Origin of the sequence: Marinobacter mobilis (genome assembly GCF_900106945.1) — a bacterium.
In the GTDB taxonomy this organism is placed as follows: Bacteria; Pseudomonadota; Gammaproteobacteria; order Pseudomonadales; family Oleiphilaceae; genus Marinobacter; species Marinobacter mobilis.
In genome coordinates, this window is sequence record NZ_FNNE01000010.1 from 116,945 (window position 1) to 133,347 (window position 16,403).

General features: G+C 58.8%; 15 protein-coding genes and 1 tRNA gene. 4 read left to right on the top strand and 12 right to left on the bottom strand.

All coding sequences use genetic code 11. From position 1 onward, the window contains the following. Positions 1-15 precede the first annotated feature (15 nt). The 4 genes from nrtS to BLV11_RS15475 all read right to left on the bottom strand — a co-directional run bounded on the left by nrtS (position 16) and on the right by BLV11_RS15475 (position 2,607). Positions 16-330: a nitrate/nitrite transporter NrtS gene (nrtS, locus tag BLV11_RS15460; RefSeq protein WP_175528304.1), complete on the bottom strand. Its 315-nt coding sequence runs from the start codon at positions 328-330 to the stop codon at positions 16-18. 31 nt (positions 331-361) lie between these two features. Further along, positions 362-793, bottom strand: coding sequence for an arsenate reductase ArsC (locus tag BLV11_RS15465; RefSeq protein WP_217634548.1), 432 nt, complete (start codon positions 791-793; stop codon positions 362-364). Beyond that, the gene (locus BLV11_RS15470) at positions 793-1,848 is read right to left on the bottom strand and encodes a methyltransferase domain-containing protein (RefSeq protein WP_245725953.1); all 1,056 of its coding nucleotides are present in this window, start codon (positions 1,846-1,848) and stop codon (positions 793-795) included. The genes BLV11_RS15465 and BLV11_RS15470 overlap by 1 nt, the downstream gene beginning before the upstream one ends. A gap of 135 nt (positions 1,849-1,983) precedes the next feature. After that, positions 1,984-2,607 (bottom strand): YbhB/YbcL family Raf kinase inhibitor-like protein, encoded by a 624-nt coding sequence (locus tag BLV11_RS15475; protein WP_091812271.1) that lies wholly within the window; start codon positions 2,605-2,607, stop codon positions 1,984-1,986. 274 nt (positions 2,608-2,881) lie between these two features. Between BLV11_RS15475 and BLV11_RS15480 the strand changes: the two genes are divergently transcribed. After that, positions 2,882-4,192: an NAD(P)/FAD-dependent oxidoreductase gene (locus BLV11_RS15480; protein WP_091812272.1), complete on the top strand. Its 1,311-nt coding sequence runs from the start codon at positions 2,882-2,884 to the stop codon at positions 4,190-4,192. A gap of 108 nt (positions 4,193-4,300) precedes the next feature. Here BLV11_RS15480 and BLV11_RS15485 read toward each other — a convergent pair whose 3' ends face one another. The 5 genes from BLV11_RS15485 to BLV11_RS15505 all read right to left on the bottom strand — a co-directional run bounded on the left by BLV11_RS15485 (position 4,301) and on the right by BLV11_RS15505 (position 10,147). Beyond that, positions 4,301-4,714, bottom strand: coding sequence for a hypothetical protein (locus BLV11_RS15485; protein ID WP_091812273.1), 414 nt, complete (start codon positions 4,712-4,714; stop codon positions 4,301-4,303). After that, the gene (locus BLV11_RS15490; protein WP_091812274.1) at positions 4,714-5,889 is read right to left on the bottom strand and encodes a hypothetical protein; all 1,176 of its coding nucleotides are present in this window, start codon (positions 5,887-5,889) and stop codon (positions 4,714-4,716) included. The genes BLV11_RS15485 and BLV11_RS15490 overlap by 1 nt, the downstream gene beginning before the upstream one ends. After that, complete coding sequence (locus BLV11_RS15495) at positions 5,886-7,481, bottom strand: sensor histidine kinase (protein WP_091812275.1); 1,596 nt, start codon at positions 7,479-7,481, stop codon at positions 5,886-5,888. Before BLV11_RS15495 ends, BLV11_RS15490 begins: the two co-directional genes overlap by 4 nt. 2 nt (positions 7,482-7,483) lie before the next feature. Continuing rightward, a complete protein-coding gene (locus BLV11_RS15500; RefSeq protein WP_091812276.1) occupies positions 7,484-9,712 on the bottom strand; it encodes a GGDEF/EAL domain-containing response regulator in 2,229 nt (742 codons plus the stop codon). Positions 9,713-10,073: 361 nt separating this feature from the next. Further along, a tRNA-Gly gene (locus BLV11_RS15505) sits at positions 10,074-10,147 on the bottom strand. A 247-nt stretch (positions 10,148-10,394) separates the two neighbouring features. Between BLV11_RS15505 and BLV11_RS15510 the strand changes: the two genes are divergently transcribed. The 3 genes from BLV11_RS15510 to BLV11_RS15520 all read left to right on the top strand — a co-directional run bounded on the left by BLV11_RS15510 (position 10,395) and on the right by BLV11_RS15520 (position 13,259). Next, positions 10,395-12,116: a potassium/proton antiporter gene (locus BLV11_RS15510; protein WP_091812277.1), complete on the top strand. Its 1,722-nt coding sequence runs from the start codon at positions 10,395-10,397 to the stop codon at positions 12,114-12,116. A gap of 104 nt (positions 12,117-12,220) precedes the next feature. Beyond that, positions 12,221-12,742 (top strand): L,D-transpeptidase family protein, encoded by a 522-nt coding sequence (locus BLV11_RS15515; RefSeq protein ID WP_175528313.1) that lies wholly within the window; start codon positions 12,221-12,223, stop codon positions 12,740-12,742. Positions 12,743-12,980: 238 nt separating this feature from the next. Beyond that, positions 12,981-13,259 carry an Lpp/OprI family alanine-zipper lipoprotein gene (locus tag BLV11_RS15520; protein WP_091812278.1) on the top strand — a complete coding sequence of 93 codons (279 nt, stop codon included), beginning with the start codon at positions 12,981-12,983 and terminating at the stop codon, positions 13,257-13,259. Between the two features lie 54 nt (positions 13,260-13,313). On the opposite strand, the gene BLV11_RS15525 is transcribed toward BLV11_RS15520, so the two are convergent. The 3 genes from BLV11_RS15525 to BLV11_RS15535 are packed head-to-tail and all read right to left on the bottom strand — an operon-like array spanning position 13,314 to position 16,381. Continuing rightward, a complete protein-coding gene (locus BLV11_RS15525; RefSeq protein ID WP_091812279.1) occupies positions 13,314-14,090 on the bottom strand; it encodes a slipin family protein in 777 nt (258 codons plus the stop codon). 23 nt (positions 14,091-14,113) lie between these two features. Then, positions 14,114-15,571 carry an NfeD family protein gene (locus BLV11_RS15530; protein ID WP_091812280.1) on the bottom strand — a complete coding sequence of 486 codons (1,458 nt, stop codon included), beginning with the start codon at positions 15,569-15,571 and terminating at the stop codon, positions 14,114-14,116. Positions 15,572-15,628: 57 nt separating this feature from the next. Continuing rightward, a complete protein-coding gene (locus tag BLV11_RS15535) occupies positions 15,629-16,381 on the bottom strand; it encodes an SDR family oxidoreductase (protein ID WP_091812281.1) in 753 nt (250 codons plus the stop codon). Positions 16,382-16,403: the final 22 nt, after the last annotated feature.

The window sequence follows — 16,403 nt, forward strand, 5'->3', positions numbered from 1 at the left end:
GCTGAGGCCGAAAGGTTACATGGGGTTGCCGGGGCTATCCGGCGATTCCGCTTCCTGGTGAACGGTTTGTCGTGCCTTGTCCGCCTCCCGGAGCAGGAACAGGTCCTTGCTTACGCTGGTGTAGGTGGACACCAGATAGGGGACGCAAAAGGTCAGGGTAAGTTTGAGCCAATCGATGGCCCCGTTGCCCGTGACCGCTTCCCACTGGTTGATCAGCACCAGAAGGCTTCCCACCACAGCCGCCAGGCGCGCGGCGCGCCCTGGCGTGCCATTCTGGAGCGCCAACCGGAAAATCATCTGAATACGGGGGGGTATGCGTAATCGGGCCATGGTGTCTCCAGACCGCCTAACGACAACGGCCCTAGGCCGTTGCCCCGAAGGCCGCTTCAATCCGCTGCCTCAGATCCTCCCGCACCGAGCGGAACCGGGCCAGAATCTGCTCATCACTGCCACGGGCGTCCGCCGGATCGGGCACGCTCCAGCGCAGGCGGGTGCTGCCGGGAAAATCCGGACACAGTCCACTGGCGGCGTCACAAACACTGACCACAACATCAATCCCTTCACCGTGGAACTCATCCAGTGACTGAGAGCGCTGACCGGAGATGTCATACCCCCCATCGGCCATGACCCTGATCGCCCAGGGATTCACCGCCACCGGGCGGGTACCGGCACTGACCACGTCATAGCGATCCCCATGGTGGGCACGCAACAGACCCTCGGCCATCTGGGAGCGGCAGGAATTGCCGGTACACAGGAACAGCACCCGTTGTCGGGACTGCATTGGATCAGCCATCAGCAGCAGCCTCCGCCCTCGGCACCGCTATCAGCCACGCCGCTGTCGAATGGCATCGCCGATCCACAGCCTTCAAACAGGCCATAGTGGGTCTTGCCCGCACCGATGAACTCGAAGTGATCACGGAAACGGGTGTCGTAAAGCATGCGCCAGGTATTGCCGCACACCGGGAACACCTTGCCGGTGGCGATGTGGTGGTGCTTGTCCAGCTCAAAGCTGTGGGGATGGTGAGGCACGGTACCGCGGTAGATCACCGCCTGGCCGTAATCTTCACAGGCGGGTTCCAGGCCCTCCAGCTTGAACAGCCGGTAAGTGGCAGAGAAGAAGCGGATTGGCCCGACTTTGGCGGCCTGCTTGGCATTGTTGATGGTGATCGGACTGTCTTCCACCAGCCGCGGGTCATCGAAGCCGGCAGCCTTCGCCAGGTTTTCAAAGTCGTTCCAGTACAGGGCGCCGCTGAGGCATTCACCGTACAACACCGGGTCTGCAGCCAGCGCGTCGGGAATGCGTCGATCGGCGTAGACATCGGAGAAGTAGAGCTCTCCGCCGGGCTTGAGCAGGCGAAAAGCTTCCCGTAATACCGCGGGTTTGTCCGGGCTGAGGTTGATCACACAATTGGAGACAATGATATCAAAGCTGCCCGGCTCCAGATCCAGCTCGTCCAGCTTCTCAATGTAGCCCTTGAGGAAGCGGACGTTGGGCGCTGCGTAGCCAAACGCCTCGGCGTGGTAATCGACGTGGCGGCGGGCTACCTCCAGCTGTTCGTCGGTCATGTCGACCCCAACCACTTCACCGGATTCGCCGACCAGGGCAGACAACGCATAGACATCACGACCGGAGCCACTGCCCAAATCGAGGATACGCATGCCGTCCAGGTGCTGCGGCGCTACCAGGCCACAGCCATAGTAGCGGATCACCACTTCGTCATGGATCTTGCTGACCACCTGCTTTAGGTAGTCCGGCATGTTGGCGTCGGTGCAGCAGGCATTAGTCTGCAGGTCGTCAGATTTCTCCAGCACCTTGCCGTAATAGTCTTGTACCTGATCGTGTATCACGTTGTTCCTCGCATCATAAAAACTGCCGTCACTGACAACCAGAGACGGCAGGGATCGATCAATTCCGTTATCCGTTCAGAGGCTGGACACGGAACCCCGTCGATTGTTACAACCGGGTTCCGCTGGCCGCAGTGACTAGCGCAGATCGGGGTTCAGGGTGTAGGTGCCGGTTACCCGGGCGCTGGCGAGAATATGGCCTTTCATTGCCTCGCGCACCGCCACACCATCAAATTCGCCGCTGAGGCCCAGAGATGCCACATCAAGGGCATAGAGTTCGATATGGTAGTGGTGCAGCAGCTCGTCGTTCCAGGGCGGGCAGGGGCCGTCATAACCCGCATAGATACCCGCCATGTCCGGATTTCCGGCCAGGAACTGGGTGTAATTATTGACCCCACGCAGACCAATCGCACCGGCGCCCGCTGGCTTGCCCTTGGGCATGACGCCATTGGAATCCTCACCTTCGGGAATACGGCGCACATCCGCCGGAATATCCACCAGCAGCCAGTGGAAGAAGTCCACCCGTGGTAAATCCCGAGACACGACCTTGCCTTCCTGGTTAACGTCATCGGCAACGCTCGGCACGTCCGGATCGAACATCACGATGGCAAAACTCCGGGTGCCCTCAGGCACCTTGTCCCACGCCACCTCCGGGTTGCGGTTGGGACCGAAACTCATGTGGTCGTCGGCATTGAACACGCCAAAGGCGAACTTTTCCGGTATGGGTTGCCCCTCGGTAATCCCAGAGACTTCGATCTTCACGGTTTTCTCCTTAATGACCTATGCGCAGGTTGTAACAACAACCGACTGTAGATTAGGTTAGCAGATCCCACCGTCAAATCCGCATCATCACAACGCCATTACAGAGACTTGCAGGGCAATAAGCCGCCCACGGAACCGCCATGGCGCTTAAGTTCAATTGTCTCTTACGGCCATCCCCGTTAGCATACGTGCCCTAAGCCAACCGTGAGTGAAGAAAGCGAAGGGACCTGCCCCGGCAGCACCTTTCGCTGTCTTTACTTTAGGGGAATTGCCCATGGAAAACCTGCACCACATCGTCGTCGTTGGCGGCGGCGCCGGAGGCCTTGAACTCGTCACCCGCCTGGGAAACAAACTCGCTAAAAAGAAGAAAGCGCGTGTCACCCTCATCGACGCGGTGCTGACCCACGTCTGGAAGCCACTGCTGCACGAAGTGGCTGCCGGCTCGCTGGATGCCAGCAGCAACGAAGTCAACTTTCGGGCCCATGCCCGCAAGCACCATTACGAATTCCAGCTCGGGCGGATGAGCGGGCTCGACCGGGGCAGCAAGAAGATCACCCTGGACCCCTTCTACGACGCCGATGGGCACGAAGTGGTGCCAGAACGGGAGGTGTCCTACGACACCCTGGTGATTGCCGTGGGCAGTACCGCCAATGACTTTGGCACGCCCGGCGCTCAGGAACACTGCCTGTTCCTCGACAGCCTGGCCCAGGCACGCAAGTTCCACAATCTGATGCTCAATGCCTTCCTGCGCACCAATCATGCCGCCAAGCAGGATCAGCCAGCGCAATTGCCGATCACCATTATCGGGGCCGGCGCCACCGGCGTTGAGCTGGCCGCGGAGCTGCGCCTGGCGTCGCGGGAACTGCCGGTGTACGGCATGAACGCGCTCAAGTCCGACGACGTCAGCATCTCGGTCATTGAAGCCGCCGATCGCATCCTGCCGGCCTTGCCGGGCCGGCTATCAGCGGCCGCCACACGGGAACTGGAGAATCAGAAGGTCACCGTGTTCACAGGGCAGCCGGTCAGCGAGATCAAGTCAGACCGGGTGGTGATGAAAGACGGTACCGAACTGGCGTCCGCCATGACCATCTGGGCGGCCGGTATCAAGGCGCCGGTATTCCTGACCCAGCTTGATGGCCTGGAAACCAACCGCGGCAACCAGCTGGTGGTCAGCCAGACCCTGCGTACCTCTATGGATCGCGATATCTACGCCTTCGGTGACTGCGCGGCCTGCCCGCAACCGGATTCCGAGCGTCCGGTTCCTCCGCGGGCCCAGGCCGCTCACCAGCAGGCCGACACTCTGTTTGAAACTCTGGTCAACCGACTCGATGGTGGTGATGAGGTGGCTTTTGTGTACAAGGACCACGGCTCGTTGATCAACTTCAGCCACTACACCACCGTCGGCAACCTGATGGGCAACCTGTCCGGCCGCAGTATGTATATTGAAGGCAAGGTGGCGCGACTGTTCTACGTCTCGCTGTACCGCATGCATCAGGTGGCCCTGCACGGGTTCCTGCGTACCGGCATGATCTGGCTGATGGACAAGATCAATCGGGCCATGCACCCGCGCCTCAAACTGCACTGAGCAACCCGGCAGTCAGGGCCCGCGAGTATGCGCGCATCAGGGTGATCCTGCCGAAGGGTTACACCCTGATGATGGCCGCCATCACCTCCGTGTCCCCCACAGGGCCGGTCAGAAACTGTGGACGATCGTCAATCCCCCGGCTCTATCACGGGGAAGGTAGCCAATGGCCTGAGGGTTGTTCTTCACACGTTCGATCAGCTCCTCTACTGCGAGCTGCCGGGGTGGACGTCCACGCCCGGTAAAGACCTGTTTTGCCCGGTAGGCCCGCAACTGGAGCAGAGACATCGACAAAGCGGAACGACAAAAATCACTGCGTACCGCCAGATCATCCAGGTCATACACCGTCAGCTGTCGCCCCTCGTGGTCTGTCGAGCGTTTACCGAGATAAAGATCCGACAGCTCCTCGATACTGAGTCTGGAAATGTCGCTGTCTGGGCCGGCCACCACCACCAATTGCTCCGCAAAAGCCGGGACAGAAGTGGCTAACAGGAGCAGGCTGAGCAACGCGTACGCGGTTTTCATCAGAACGCCCAGTCAACTGAAACGGTAAACATATTAACGTGGCCATGGGGCGCCTGATCAAAGCCCCCTCGATCGCCCGGTTTGACCTGGATATGATCCCACTGTCCCTTGATCGCAACCCCCGCCATCGCATCCCAACGGGCACCGAGGCCAATGGTGGACTGATCACGCGAATTCCGATCCGCGATAAGGCCATTGGCCACGACGCTGGCGCCACCTGTCAGGCCGTTCTCCGCGTTATTGTTCAGGGAGACACGCCTGGAATAGACGGCATAAACCAGGAAGGCCCCGGCATAACGGCCGGCAGTCACAGAATAGGCTTCTATTTCCGGGTAGTAGTAGCTGTCGACCCGATTCTGGATGTATTCAACCATCCCCAACCACTTCAGGTCACTGTACTGCAGCCCCAGATCGTAGTACCAGAGAGTATCATCCAGGTCATAGCGGTGGTCGGCGGTTGGCTGCTGCAACAGGTTTGCCAGACTGTCCAGCGTCCCCCCATGCAGGGAAATCGGAAGCCGGGCAGACATCAGCCGCACATCCAGATGTTGGTACGAAACAGAAAAGGCCACTCCCACGATGGGCGATAGCTCGACATCAATGTCCGCCACCTCATCCTCAAGCCGAGTGACAAACACTTCGATGACGGAGGTGACACGGGTGGTCGGCAGTATCAGTTTTGCCCAGAGGCCATCAGAAACATCAAACTGGTTTTCGTTGCCATACACCTCCAGCGGCGGTCGGGCCCATGGCTGGCTATAACCCACATAACGTTGCTCAGAAATCTGGTAAAGCGGCGTAATGAAGCGCCCCAGGCGCAGGTTCAACCAGGGAGTGGCGTCATAGCTGAGGTAAGCCCATTTGGTCTCCAGTGTATAGCTGCTGGGCCCATCTTTAGTTGCCAACCCCTGCCAGGTGATGGACCATTCATCCGCCACGCGGTAATCAAGTTGAAGCCCCACCCTGCTGTCAAAACTGGCCGAGGGCTGATCATCAATGGTCTGGTTTTGAATATTGGCAAGCACGACATCGTCGTGATCCAGAACAGCCAGCCCCAGGGTGCCATAGGTATTAAAAAATAGCCGGTCCTCTATCAACTCCCAAGCCTGTGCACCCGAGCTCTGGAGCAGCATCAGGAACACCCACCCGATCAGGAATCTACCATGCGTTGTCATGCGGTCACCGGTTGTTCAGGGGTATTGTCGTTGAGGGTTTGAGGGCTCAGGGGCAACTGCAGGATGAACGTGCTCCCCCGGTCAGGTTCCGAGTCTACCGACACCGTCCCCCCCAACACCGAGGTGACCAGGTTATAGACAATATGCAGCCCCAGGCCGCTGCCCCCCTGGCCGAGCCGGGTGGTAAAGAAAGGGTCGAAAATCTTGTTCACAATTGCCTCCGGCATTCCCGTGCCATTGTCCGTAACCCGCAAGGTGACCTGCTCGGCCGTGGCCATACGCGCGGTAATGTCCCAGGTGCCGTCGGTATCACTGGACTCAAACGCATGAACCATGGAATTGTTGAACAGGTTAGACACCACCTGACAGAGCGGGCCCGGAAAGCTGTCCATTTCTATGTCATCCGGAATGTCGACATGGATGGTGACCGGCCGGTGTTTGATGGTAGGCCGCAACGTGGTCAGCAGGTCCTCCATGGTGTCACTGAGGTTAAACCGCCGGCGCTTTGAGCTGGTTTGATCAACAGCGACGTGCTTGAAACTCTCCACCAGATCCGAAGCTCGCGTCAGGTTACGGGTTATCAGTTCCGTTGCCAGAATCGAATCTGACACGTACTTTTCCAAGATCGACTTTTTTAGCCCCTGCGCCAGTGCCCGGCTGAATTCCTGTGCCTTCTGATCGAAGGTCGTGGCCACTGTGAGGGCGTTACCAACCGGGGTATTCAGCTCGTGGGCTACCGCAGCGACAATGCCGCCCAGACTGGCCAGTTTCTCGGATTGCACCAAGTTCACTTGCGACACCCTGAGTTGCTCCAGGGTCTCTACAAGATTGCGGTTGAGCTGCTCCACCTGCAGTCGGCTTTCGTTCGACTCGGCAATCCGGTTCCGGATCGCTTCCCGCATTCGCTCCATCTGATGGCCGAGAACACCGATTTCATCCCGTCTGTTGTCGACAATCGGCACACTATAGTCGCCTTTGGCGATCTTGCGGCTGCGTTGTATCAGGCCTTGAAGCCGGCGGCTGATTCTTAGCAATCCCCAGATGGCCAACGTACTGATCAGGATTACGATCAAGCCGAGACCAAGGAGACTCCGGCCCAGGAATCTCTGAAATACCGACTGGGAGGCCTGGCGAATGCTGTTGAGTGACACGCCGTAATGTAAGAGGCCGACGTTGTCGCCTTCCAGCAGGATGGGAATGGAAACGTGATACTGATCCAGGGACAGCAATTCCGGCGTCATCGGGAGATTCGCGGCGACCGTCGCCAGCACCGGCGTTTCCGGCGTCTTGGCGATGAGCTCACCCTGTTCATCGGTCAGGGCAAGATAATCAATGCCATCGACATCAGACCCGATGAATTCGTTCAAAAACGGAGCAAGCTGCTGCACCGAGTTGCCAATCCCCAGGTGCACAGAAATCCCCAGGTTCAGTGTCTGGGAGTAGGTAGTGACCGACTGCACCAGGTTTTCCACCTGCACCTGTTCAAACACTTGCTTGGTATGAACCACCAACAACCAGAACAGGAGTAACAGAGGCGCCGTCAGCAGCAGCAAGACCTGGGTACGGATCGAACGATACCAGGGCACCGGCATGATTACGCGCGCCCTTGCAGCAATTCGCGGACCTCGGCCATGGGCATTGGACGGGCAAACAGATAGCCCTGGAAGCTGTTGATGCGCAGTTCCCGTAGCAGGCGAGCTTCTGCTTCTTCTTCGATACCCTCGGCCACCACGTCCAACCCCAGCGATGCGCTCAGGTCCAGAATCGATCTCACGATGGCAACGCCAGCGGGTTCCTTGATCTTCTGGATAAACGATCGGTCCAGCTTGAGCTGATCCACCGGCAATCGCGCCAGGTAGGAGAGAGATGAATAGCCGGTACCAAAATCGTCCAGAGAGATGCTGACGCCGGACGCTTTCAATCGGCCGAGCAATTCAATGGCACCTTCGATGCCGCCAACAATCGCCGCCGACTCGGTTATTTCGAAGATCAAACTGGAAACCGGGACACCATAACGCTCCGCACAGGCCGTAAAACGGTCGACAATGGACAGGTCATGCAGTTGCGCACCGGAGATATTGATCGCCACAGGACCGGCCTGGGGAACATGGGCAATCAGGTCTGCATATTCCCGGAGCACCCTCTCCAACACCCACTGAAACAGATCGTTGCCCAAACCGGCGGTTTCAGCCAACGGGACAAATTCCGCCGGGGACACCCAGTGACCATCGGGATGGGGCCAGCGAACCAACGCCTCCATGCCGCAATAGCATTCCCCCGCAAGGTCCCATTTGGGCTGATAATGCATGGTCAGCTGATCATCACGGATCGCAATCACCAGATCCCGCAGTAGTTGGATGTTGCGGCGCCCATTTTCCAGCGCCGCCATCGGGTAGTGCTTGAGCCCGCGACGGTTATGTCGCTTGGCATCTTTCATAAACAGGTGAGCAGCGCCCAATAGCTGGGCGCCATTCAACCCCATCTCATCGAGATCCACGGTGATCGCCGTGGCCATGATGTGCACATTAAACCCGGTGAACGCTACTTCCTGGTTGAGTACCGACTCCACCACCGTTTTATCAACGGCTCCGGGAATCACCGCCGCAAAGGTGTCATCCCCCAGGTGAGCAAAGAACTTACTGATGTCGCGCAGGCTGCCCTGTAGCTTGCTCGCATACTGCCGGATCAGTTTGGCGCATTTGGCCTGGCCCAGTGTTTCCAGAACGCTGTTGAAATAATCGATATTGATCAGCAACAGGCGATGGTCAAACAGCTGCCGTCGCTGGCCATCCAGCCATTGTTCAAAACTATTGCGATTGGGCAGCAGGGTGGTCGGGTCAAAGAACGCCTGCTGATTCAGGCGGTCAATGAGTGTCATATTGTCCGCCATCAGACCAATGTTCTGGCAGAACAGCTGCAACAGGTCTTTCTCCTCAGCCGTCACCGCTTGCCGGCATTCGACATACACCACCAATGAAAAATGCTGACCGCGACAGATCAGTGCCGTGCCTTCGGCGCCGAAATAATGTTGATTGCTTTTGATGACCCGGTCGATCAACTGCCGCTGAAGCAGAGAGGATATTTCCTGTACCGATCGCGCAATCAGTCCCTCAAAGCGCCCGGTCGCCGCTACGATGCTCTGATCATTCAGCTCAAACGGCTCTGCGGCCACCCGGTCACGGGGTATCGACACCACCACGATGCCTTCCGATTCGTTGAGATTCAGGACCCCCCCGATCTGGGTCAGAATACCAAAGGAAAACTGGCGAAAGCCGTCACTGCTGAGAAGGCTCCGGGTTGCCTCAATAATGTGCTGCAGTCCACGATGGCTGGTCTCGAGCCGGAGAATCTGCTGGTAACTTCGCAACGCTGCGGTTAGTGAGGTAATCAACCGAACCTGAGTCAGCTCATTCTTCACCCGGTAGTCGTTGATGTCGTATTCGCTGATGACCTTGAGTTCCGGGGCATAACCAGCCTGTCCGGTACGCAGGATGATCCGGGTTTTCAGCAGTTTGAGGTCTTCCCGAATCCACTTGGCCAACCGCAAGCCCGCATCGGAGGTTTCCATCACCACATCAAGCAGAATAACCGCCGGCTCATCATGAGCTGACAGATACTGGCGCGCATCTTCCGCCGAGAAGGCAGATTGCAGGCTTACCCGCGCCCCGAGAAGCTCAATGTCTGAGAGGGCAAATCGGGTCGACTCGTGCACTTCCGGATCGTCGTCCACCACCAATATTTGCCAGAGGTGTGCCGCGGGCATCTCGGCGACTTTGCTATCCGCATCGTCTTCCGCAACAAATTCCACAATGTCATCGGTCATGCAGAGTTCCTGTTGAATCCTGGGTGTTCCTACTACCGTTCAGTGGAGTCCTGTGAGCTCGGCCAAGGCCCGATACTCCACCAACAAACGGCGATGACAGGCCCCTTTCCCCATAGAGACACCGCAACCCTCAACAGTTTAGTACAAATGTACAACAACCAAAATTTATACGACGATCAGGCTGACGGTGATGAGGCTTTCCGGTAGCGCCCGAGTCGAAGAAACCACCGGTCAGATCTTGGGCGAATCCAGGTTGGACGCTGTTGGTATTGAGAGCGCTGTGAACAGGGGCATGACCAGCTCTACCAGAGCGTGAGCTCCTGGTGTTCAGCAGAAGGAGGGTGCCGGTAACGGCCCGGAATGGAGCGGGTGAAGGGAATCGAACCCTCGTATGCAGCTTGGGAAGCTGCCGTTCTACCATTGAACTACACCCGCTGAACGACACGCACCCGTAGGTGTCGGCAAGACTATAGAGCCCGCCACAGAAACTGGCAAGCGCGTTTTACCGCGCGCGCGAATCCACAATTGTTCACCGGGATTGCCGCCACTAACCTCTGCGGGTGTGCGATACTTTCAGCTGAGTCCCCTTCCGGGGCGCATCGGCCTGTAGCGACGCATGCTGACTCCGGAAATCCGCCCTTGCCCCGGAATACCGGCTGCCCGACCAACCGCTGGAGACTGAATGGATTTCACGCTCATCCTCATTGCTGCCCTGATGCTGGTCATCAGCATCGTACTCAGCCCGCTGTCCAGCCGGCTGGGCATGCCGGTGCTGCTGATTTTCCTGATTGTGGGCATGATGATGGGCGAGGACGGTGCCGGCGGGATCCGCTTCGACAATTTCGAATTGGCCTTCCTGGTCGGCAACCTGGCGCTGGCGGTCATCCTCCTTGACGGCGGTATGCGCACCCGGGCAGACACCTTCCGGGTTGGCCTCAAGCCCGCCCTGATGCTGGCCACGGTGGGGGTATTCATCACCGCCGCCGGGGCGGCCCTGATTGCTCATTGGGTATTCGACCTGCACTGGATGACCGCGTTCCTGCTGGGCGCGATCATTTCCTCCACCGACGCCGCTGCCGTGTTTTCATTGCTGCAGGGGCGCGGGCTGCACCTGAACGAACGGGTCAGCGCCACCCTGGAGATCGAGTCCGGCAGTAACGACCCGATGGCCATTTTCCTCACCATGATGCTGGTGACTATGGTGGAAACCCGTGAAGCCAGTGCCGGTTGGCAGGTGGCCTCGATCCTGGTTCAGCAATTCGGCATCGGCACGCTGATGGGCGTCGCCGGCGGCTACCTGGTGGTCGCGCTGGTCAACCGCATTCCGCTCACGCCGTCGCTGTATCCGTTACTGGTGGTTGCTTCCGGACTGGCCATCTTTGCCGCCACTAACGCCCTTCAGGGCAGCGGCTTTCTCGCGATATACCTGACCGGAGTGATGATCGGCAATCGCCATGTGCGAATGTTGCCGATGATCCTGCAGGTGCATGACGGCCTCGCCTGGTTGGCTCAGCTCTGCCTGTTCCTGATCCTGGGTCTGCTGGTGAACCCTTCCGAGCTGCTGCCGCTGACCGCCGGTGCCCTGTTGCTGGCCTCCACACTGATTTTTGTGATCCGCCCGCTCGCGGTGATCGGCACCCTGTGGCCATTCGGTTTCAACCGGCGCGAGCTCGGGTTCATCAGCTGGGTCGGTCTGCGGGGGGCAGTACCGATCGTGCTGGCCCTGTTCCCGGTGATGGCCAACCTGCCGGAGGCCCGGCTGCTGTTCCATATCGCCTTCTTCATCGTCCTGGTGTCGCTGCTGATCCAGGGCACCACCATGGCGCCACTGGCCCGTAAGCTGAAGCTGGAAGTACCCGCCGGCGATGATCCTTACCGGCGCATGCCACTGGATGTCAGCGCCGCCGGTGATCACGAACTGATGCTGTTTCCGTTGCGGGGAGAGCCCTGGCGCGACAGCCGGCCGCTGCAGCAGCTCAAGTTGCCGCCCAACACCGCCATTGCCGGGGTCTTCCGCGAGCGCTTGTGCCTGCAACCGGTGCCGGAGCTGATGGTCAGCACGGGCGATGTCATTGCCATTTTTGCGGTACCCGATCTGTTACCGGAACTCGGCAAGTCACTCAGTGGCCGGCAGCCGCCACGGCATTTGGCAGAACGGGCCTTTTTCGGGGATTTCGTGCTCAATGGCGATGCCTTGCTCGGGGATGTGGAGCAGGTCTATGGCATCGAGTTTGATGAACTGCCCCCTGAACTGTCACTGGCCGACTGCTTTGCCCGGCGCACCCGGGGCCATCCGGTGGTGGGCGACAAGGTGCTGCTGGGACCGGTCACCCTGGTGGCGAGGGCAACCGATGTTGATCGGGTCACCATGGTGGGCCTGAAAATGACCGATCAAGAAACTTAACATTTTGACGACACGACAATATTCGTTATGACGACTGTCTGTGCTATAAAAAGTTCCACTCCCTGATTAATGATTAGTAAGGATTGGTTTTGCGTCCGTACCACCTGCTGCTGTCTATCGCACTGCCGTTACTGCTGATTCTGGCCCCACAAGGACAGGCCTCGGAACTGGCACTGGCGACCACTACCATGGACGACATGCCGTCCATCAGTGAGGTTCTGGTGCGCAAGCAGGAACGCCGGCTCTACCTGATGGCCGGAGAAGATGTGATCCGCAGCTATCGCATTTCCCTGGGCGACAATCCCGTGGGCCACAAGCTTTACGAAGGCGACGAACGCACCCCGGAAGGCCGCTATACCCTGGACTGGCGCAACGCCAACAGCGACTTCTACAAGTCGATTCACATTTCCTACCCCAACACCCGAGACCGTGAGCTGGCCCGCGCCTGGGGTCTCGACCCCGGTGGCAGCATCATGATCCACGGTCTGCCCAATGAGGCCGGCGACTATGCCTTCGCCTACCGCGGCCTCGACTGGACGAACGGCTGCATTGCGGTCAGCAACGACGAAATGGATGAAATCTGGCAACTGGTCGCCGACGGCACCCCCATCCAGATTGTGCCCTGACGCCTTCAGCTCCTCATGCATTCGTCATTTTTTGACGACTTCGCGGGTTAACATTTTTTAAGTTGTTGTCGAACCGTGAAAACTTTTGTCGATACTTAGTTAACATTATCGCTGATTGTGTTTTAAACTAATTCACGATTCCGGTTGTCGAAGCCACCCGCGCACGAAATAACTGGATGTTGGCTAAAGAAGCTTCTGCTCCACAGGAAGTAAATCGACTCAATAAAGAGGATTTGATATGCGTAAGTTGACCATCGCTGGAATTGCCCTGGCCACTGCTATGACTGCTGGTTGTGCGTCCAACCAGGCTGCTATTGACGAAGCAAGTGCAAACGCTGCTTCCGCTGAGCAGACTGCCGGCAACGCAATGGAAACTGCTAACCAGGCTATCAGCGCTGCACGTTCTGCACAGCAGACCGCTGAAGAAGCACTGGCCGCTGCACAGGCTGCTCAGCGTTCCGCTGACGAAGCCAACGAGCGCGCTCGTCGTATGCTGGAGCAAGCCAGCCAGAAGTAATGAGTCTTCTGACTTATGGAAAACCGGTCTCCGTGACCGGTTTTTTTTCGTCGGTTATTCGGCGTCTTGGCCCGGTTTGCCCCCGGCCTTGCGGAACGCCTCCAGCAGATCCATTGGCAGCGGGAACACAATGGTCGACGTATTGTTGGTGCTCATATCCGCCAGAGTCTGCATGTAGCGAAGCTGCATCGCCCCCGAGTTGGTGGACATGATTTCCGCCGCCTCCACCAGTTTCTTCGACGCCTGCAGCTCCCCCTCTGCGTGGATGACCTTGGCACGCCGTTCCCTTTCCGCCTCAGCCTGACGGGCAATGGCCCGAATCATCGTTTCATTCAGGTCGACGTGCTTGATCTCAACATTGGCCACCTTGATCCCCCATTCCTCGGTCTGGGCGTCAATAATCTCCTGCAGGTCAGAGTTTATCTTGTCCCGCTCCGCCAGCATTTCGTCGAGATCATGCTTGCCCAGCACCGAGCGCAAGGTGGTCTGGGCCAGCTGACTGGTGGCGTTGGTAAAGTTTTCCACCCGAATGATTGCCCGTTCAGGGTCCACCACCCGGAAGTACAGTACCGCGTTGACCCGCACGGTGACGTTATCCCTGGAAATCACATCCTGACTGGGTACATCCATGGTAATGACCCGCAGATCCACCCTCACCAACTGCTGAATGCCAGGGATGATGATGATCAACCCTGGTCCCTTGACCCCCTGGAAGCGGCCAAGGAAGAACACTACGCCACGCTCGTATTCCGGCAGGATCCTGATTGCCGAACCAATGATCAACACCAGCACCACAGTGGGTGCCACATAGGGAATCAGATCACCAATCATATTACCTCCTTCCCTTGCTCGATTTAGTCGTCCCCGTTGTCACCTTGGGGCACCGCACGGACCCGAACGGTGAGACCTTCAACCGCCAGCACTTGCAGCACTTCACCCGCATGAATTGGCGTGGCGCTGACCGCGTTCCAGCGCTCCCCACTGAGCCGGACATGACCACGGTACTCGCCTTCGGAATCATGAAACCGGTCCAGCGCCTCGGCCTTCTCAAACCCCATCTGCTCCCGGCCGCTGACCGGATGATGTCGCCGCAGGCTCATCAGCCGCAGCACGGTCCACAGAATGAAGCCTGCAGCCACCAGCGCAATGCCACCGATGGTCGGTATCGATATATCACTGTGACTGCCGTCCATCAGGATGATCGAGCCGGTCACGAAGGCGATAATGCCGCCGATACCGAGTATGCCAAAGCTGGGCATGAACGCCTCGCCGACAATAAAGGCCAGCCCCAGCAGGATCAGCGCCAGCCCGGCATAGTTGACGGACAGCACCTGGAAGGCGAATAACGCCAGGATCAGACAGATAGCGCCAATCACGCCCGGCACGATGGCGCCGGGGTTGGACAGCTCGAAGATGATGCCGTAGAAACCGATGATCATCAGGAAGTAGGCCACGTTAGGGTCGGTGATCACCGCCAGCAGGCGAGTACGCCAGTCCGCTTCCAGGTGCACCAGTTCCAGGTCTTGGGTCTGCAGCGTGCGGTCCCCGGAGGCCAGACGCACCACATGACCGTCCAGCTGGGCCAGCAGGTTCTGCAGGTTACTTGCCACCAGATCAATGACATTCTGCTCCAGCGCCTGCTCCGCGCCCAGGTTCACCGCCTCCCGCACGGCCTCTTCGGCCCAGTCGGCGTTACGGCCGTGGCGGTCGGCAAGACCGCGGATATAACTGACCGCGTCCTCCAACACCTTGCGCTCCATAGCAGTGCCGCCCCGGCGCTTGCTGTCCTCTGCGGCGGTATCATCGGAGGCGGAATCGGATTCGGCGTCAGGCTCAGGTTCCGGCTCGCTGGACCCTGGCAATCCGCCCATCTGTACCGGTGTCGCCGAGCCCAAATGGGTTGCGGGCGCCATAGCGGCGACGTGACTGCCGTAAAGGATATAGGTGCCGGCACTGGCGGCACGGGCCCCTTCCGGCGCGACATAGGAGATGACAGGAACGTCAGCGGCGAGGATCGCCTTGATGATGGTACGCATGGACTCCATCAGGCCGCCCGGGGTATCGATCTGCAGCACCAGCAGCTCGGCACCCTGCTCTTCAGCGCTGCGAATGCCTCGCACCACGTAGTCCATGGTGGCGGGCCCGATGGCGCCATCGATGGTCAGCACCAGGCCAGAACGGCCCTCAGCCCCGGCATCCCGGATCGTGCTGCCAAAGGCAAGCAGCAGCAGAGCAATGACAGGCAACAGGAGGGCGAAGCCGCGTCGGTAAAGGCGGGAACGGATGGATAGTCTGGGTTCGGTAACCAACATGCCGTCTCCCCGGATCAAGTCCTGGTGAGCCCAGCCGTGGCGTTATGGCGTGGCCCGCTAGAACAGGCGGGCAAGCACGCCCACGGGCAACCGCTTGAGCACAAACCCCAGCGGCGTCCATGGCCAGCCCGGCACGTAGAGCTCAGGCTTTTCAGATTCGATGGCCTTGACCATGGCTGCACAGCCGGTCCGGGCATCGACGATAAACGGTGTGTTCTTCACTTTTTCATTGATCGCAGTACGAATATAGCCCGGATACAGGGTCGTCACCCGTATCGGTGAGCGTTTTTTCGCCAATTCCACCCGCAATCCTTCCGACAGTGCCGCCAGCCCCGCCTTGGTGGCCGCATACGTGGTCACATTGCCCGGCATACCCCGTACCGCGGTCACGGAGGAAACCACCACCAAGTGGCCCTTGTTCTGGGCCCGGAAAATTTCCATGGCGGCTTCCATCTGCGCCAGTGCCGCCACAAAATTGGTTTCTGCGGTCTGCAGGTTAGCCCGGAACTTGCCGGCTCCCAGAGGCTGCCCCTTTCCGATACCTGCGTTCACAATGATGCGGTCCAGCTGGCCAAAGTCGTCACGGAAGGCTTGGAACACCTCAAACACCTGGTCGTGATTGTTGACGTCCAGGGCCCGCACTTTCACGGTAAGACCCGGATGACTGCCCTCAAGTTCCTCACGCAGTTGCTCCAGCCGCTCGGTGCGGCGGGCACACAGCGCCAGATTGCAGCCACGGTTGGCAAATTCCCGTGCCATACCTTCGCCGAGGCCAGAGCTGGCGCCGGTAATAAGAACTGTCTGAGTCATGGGTCTTCCTCGTCTGCGCCCG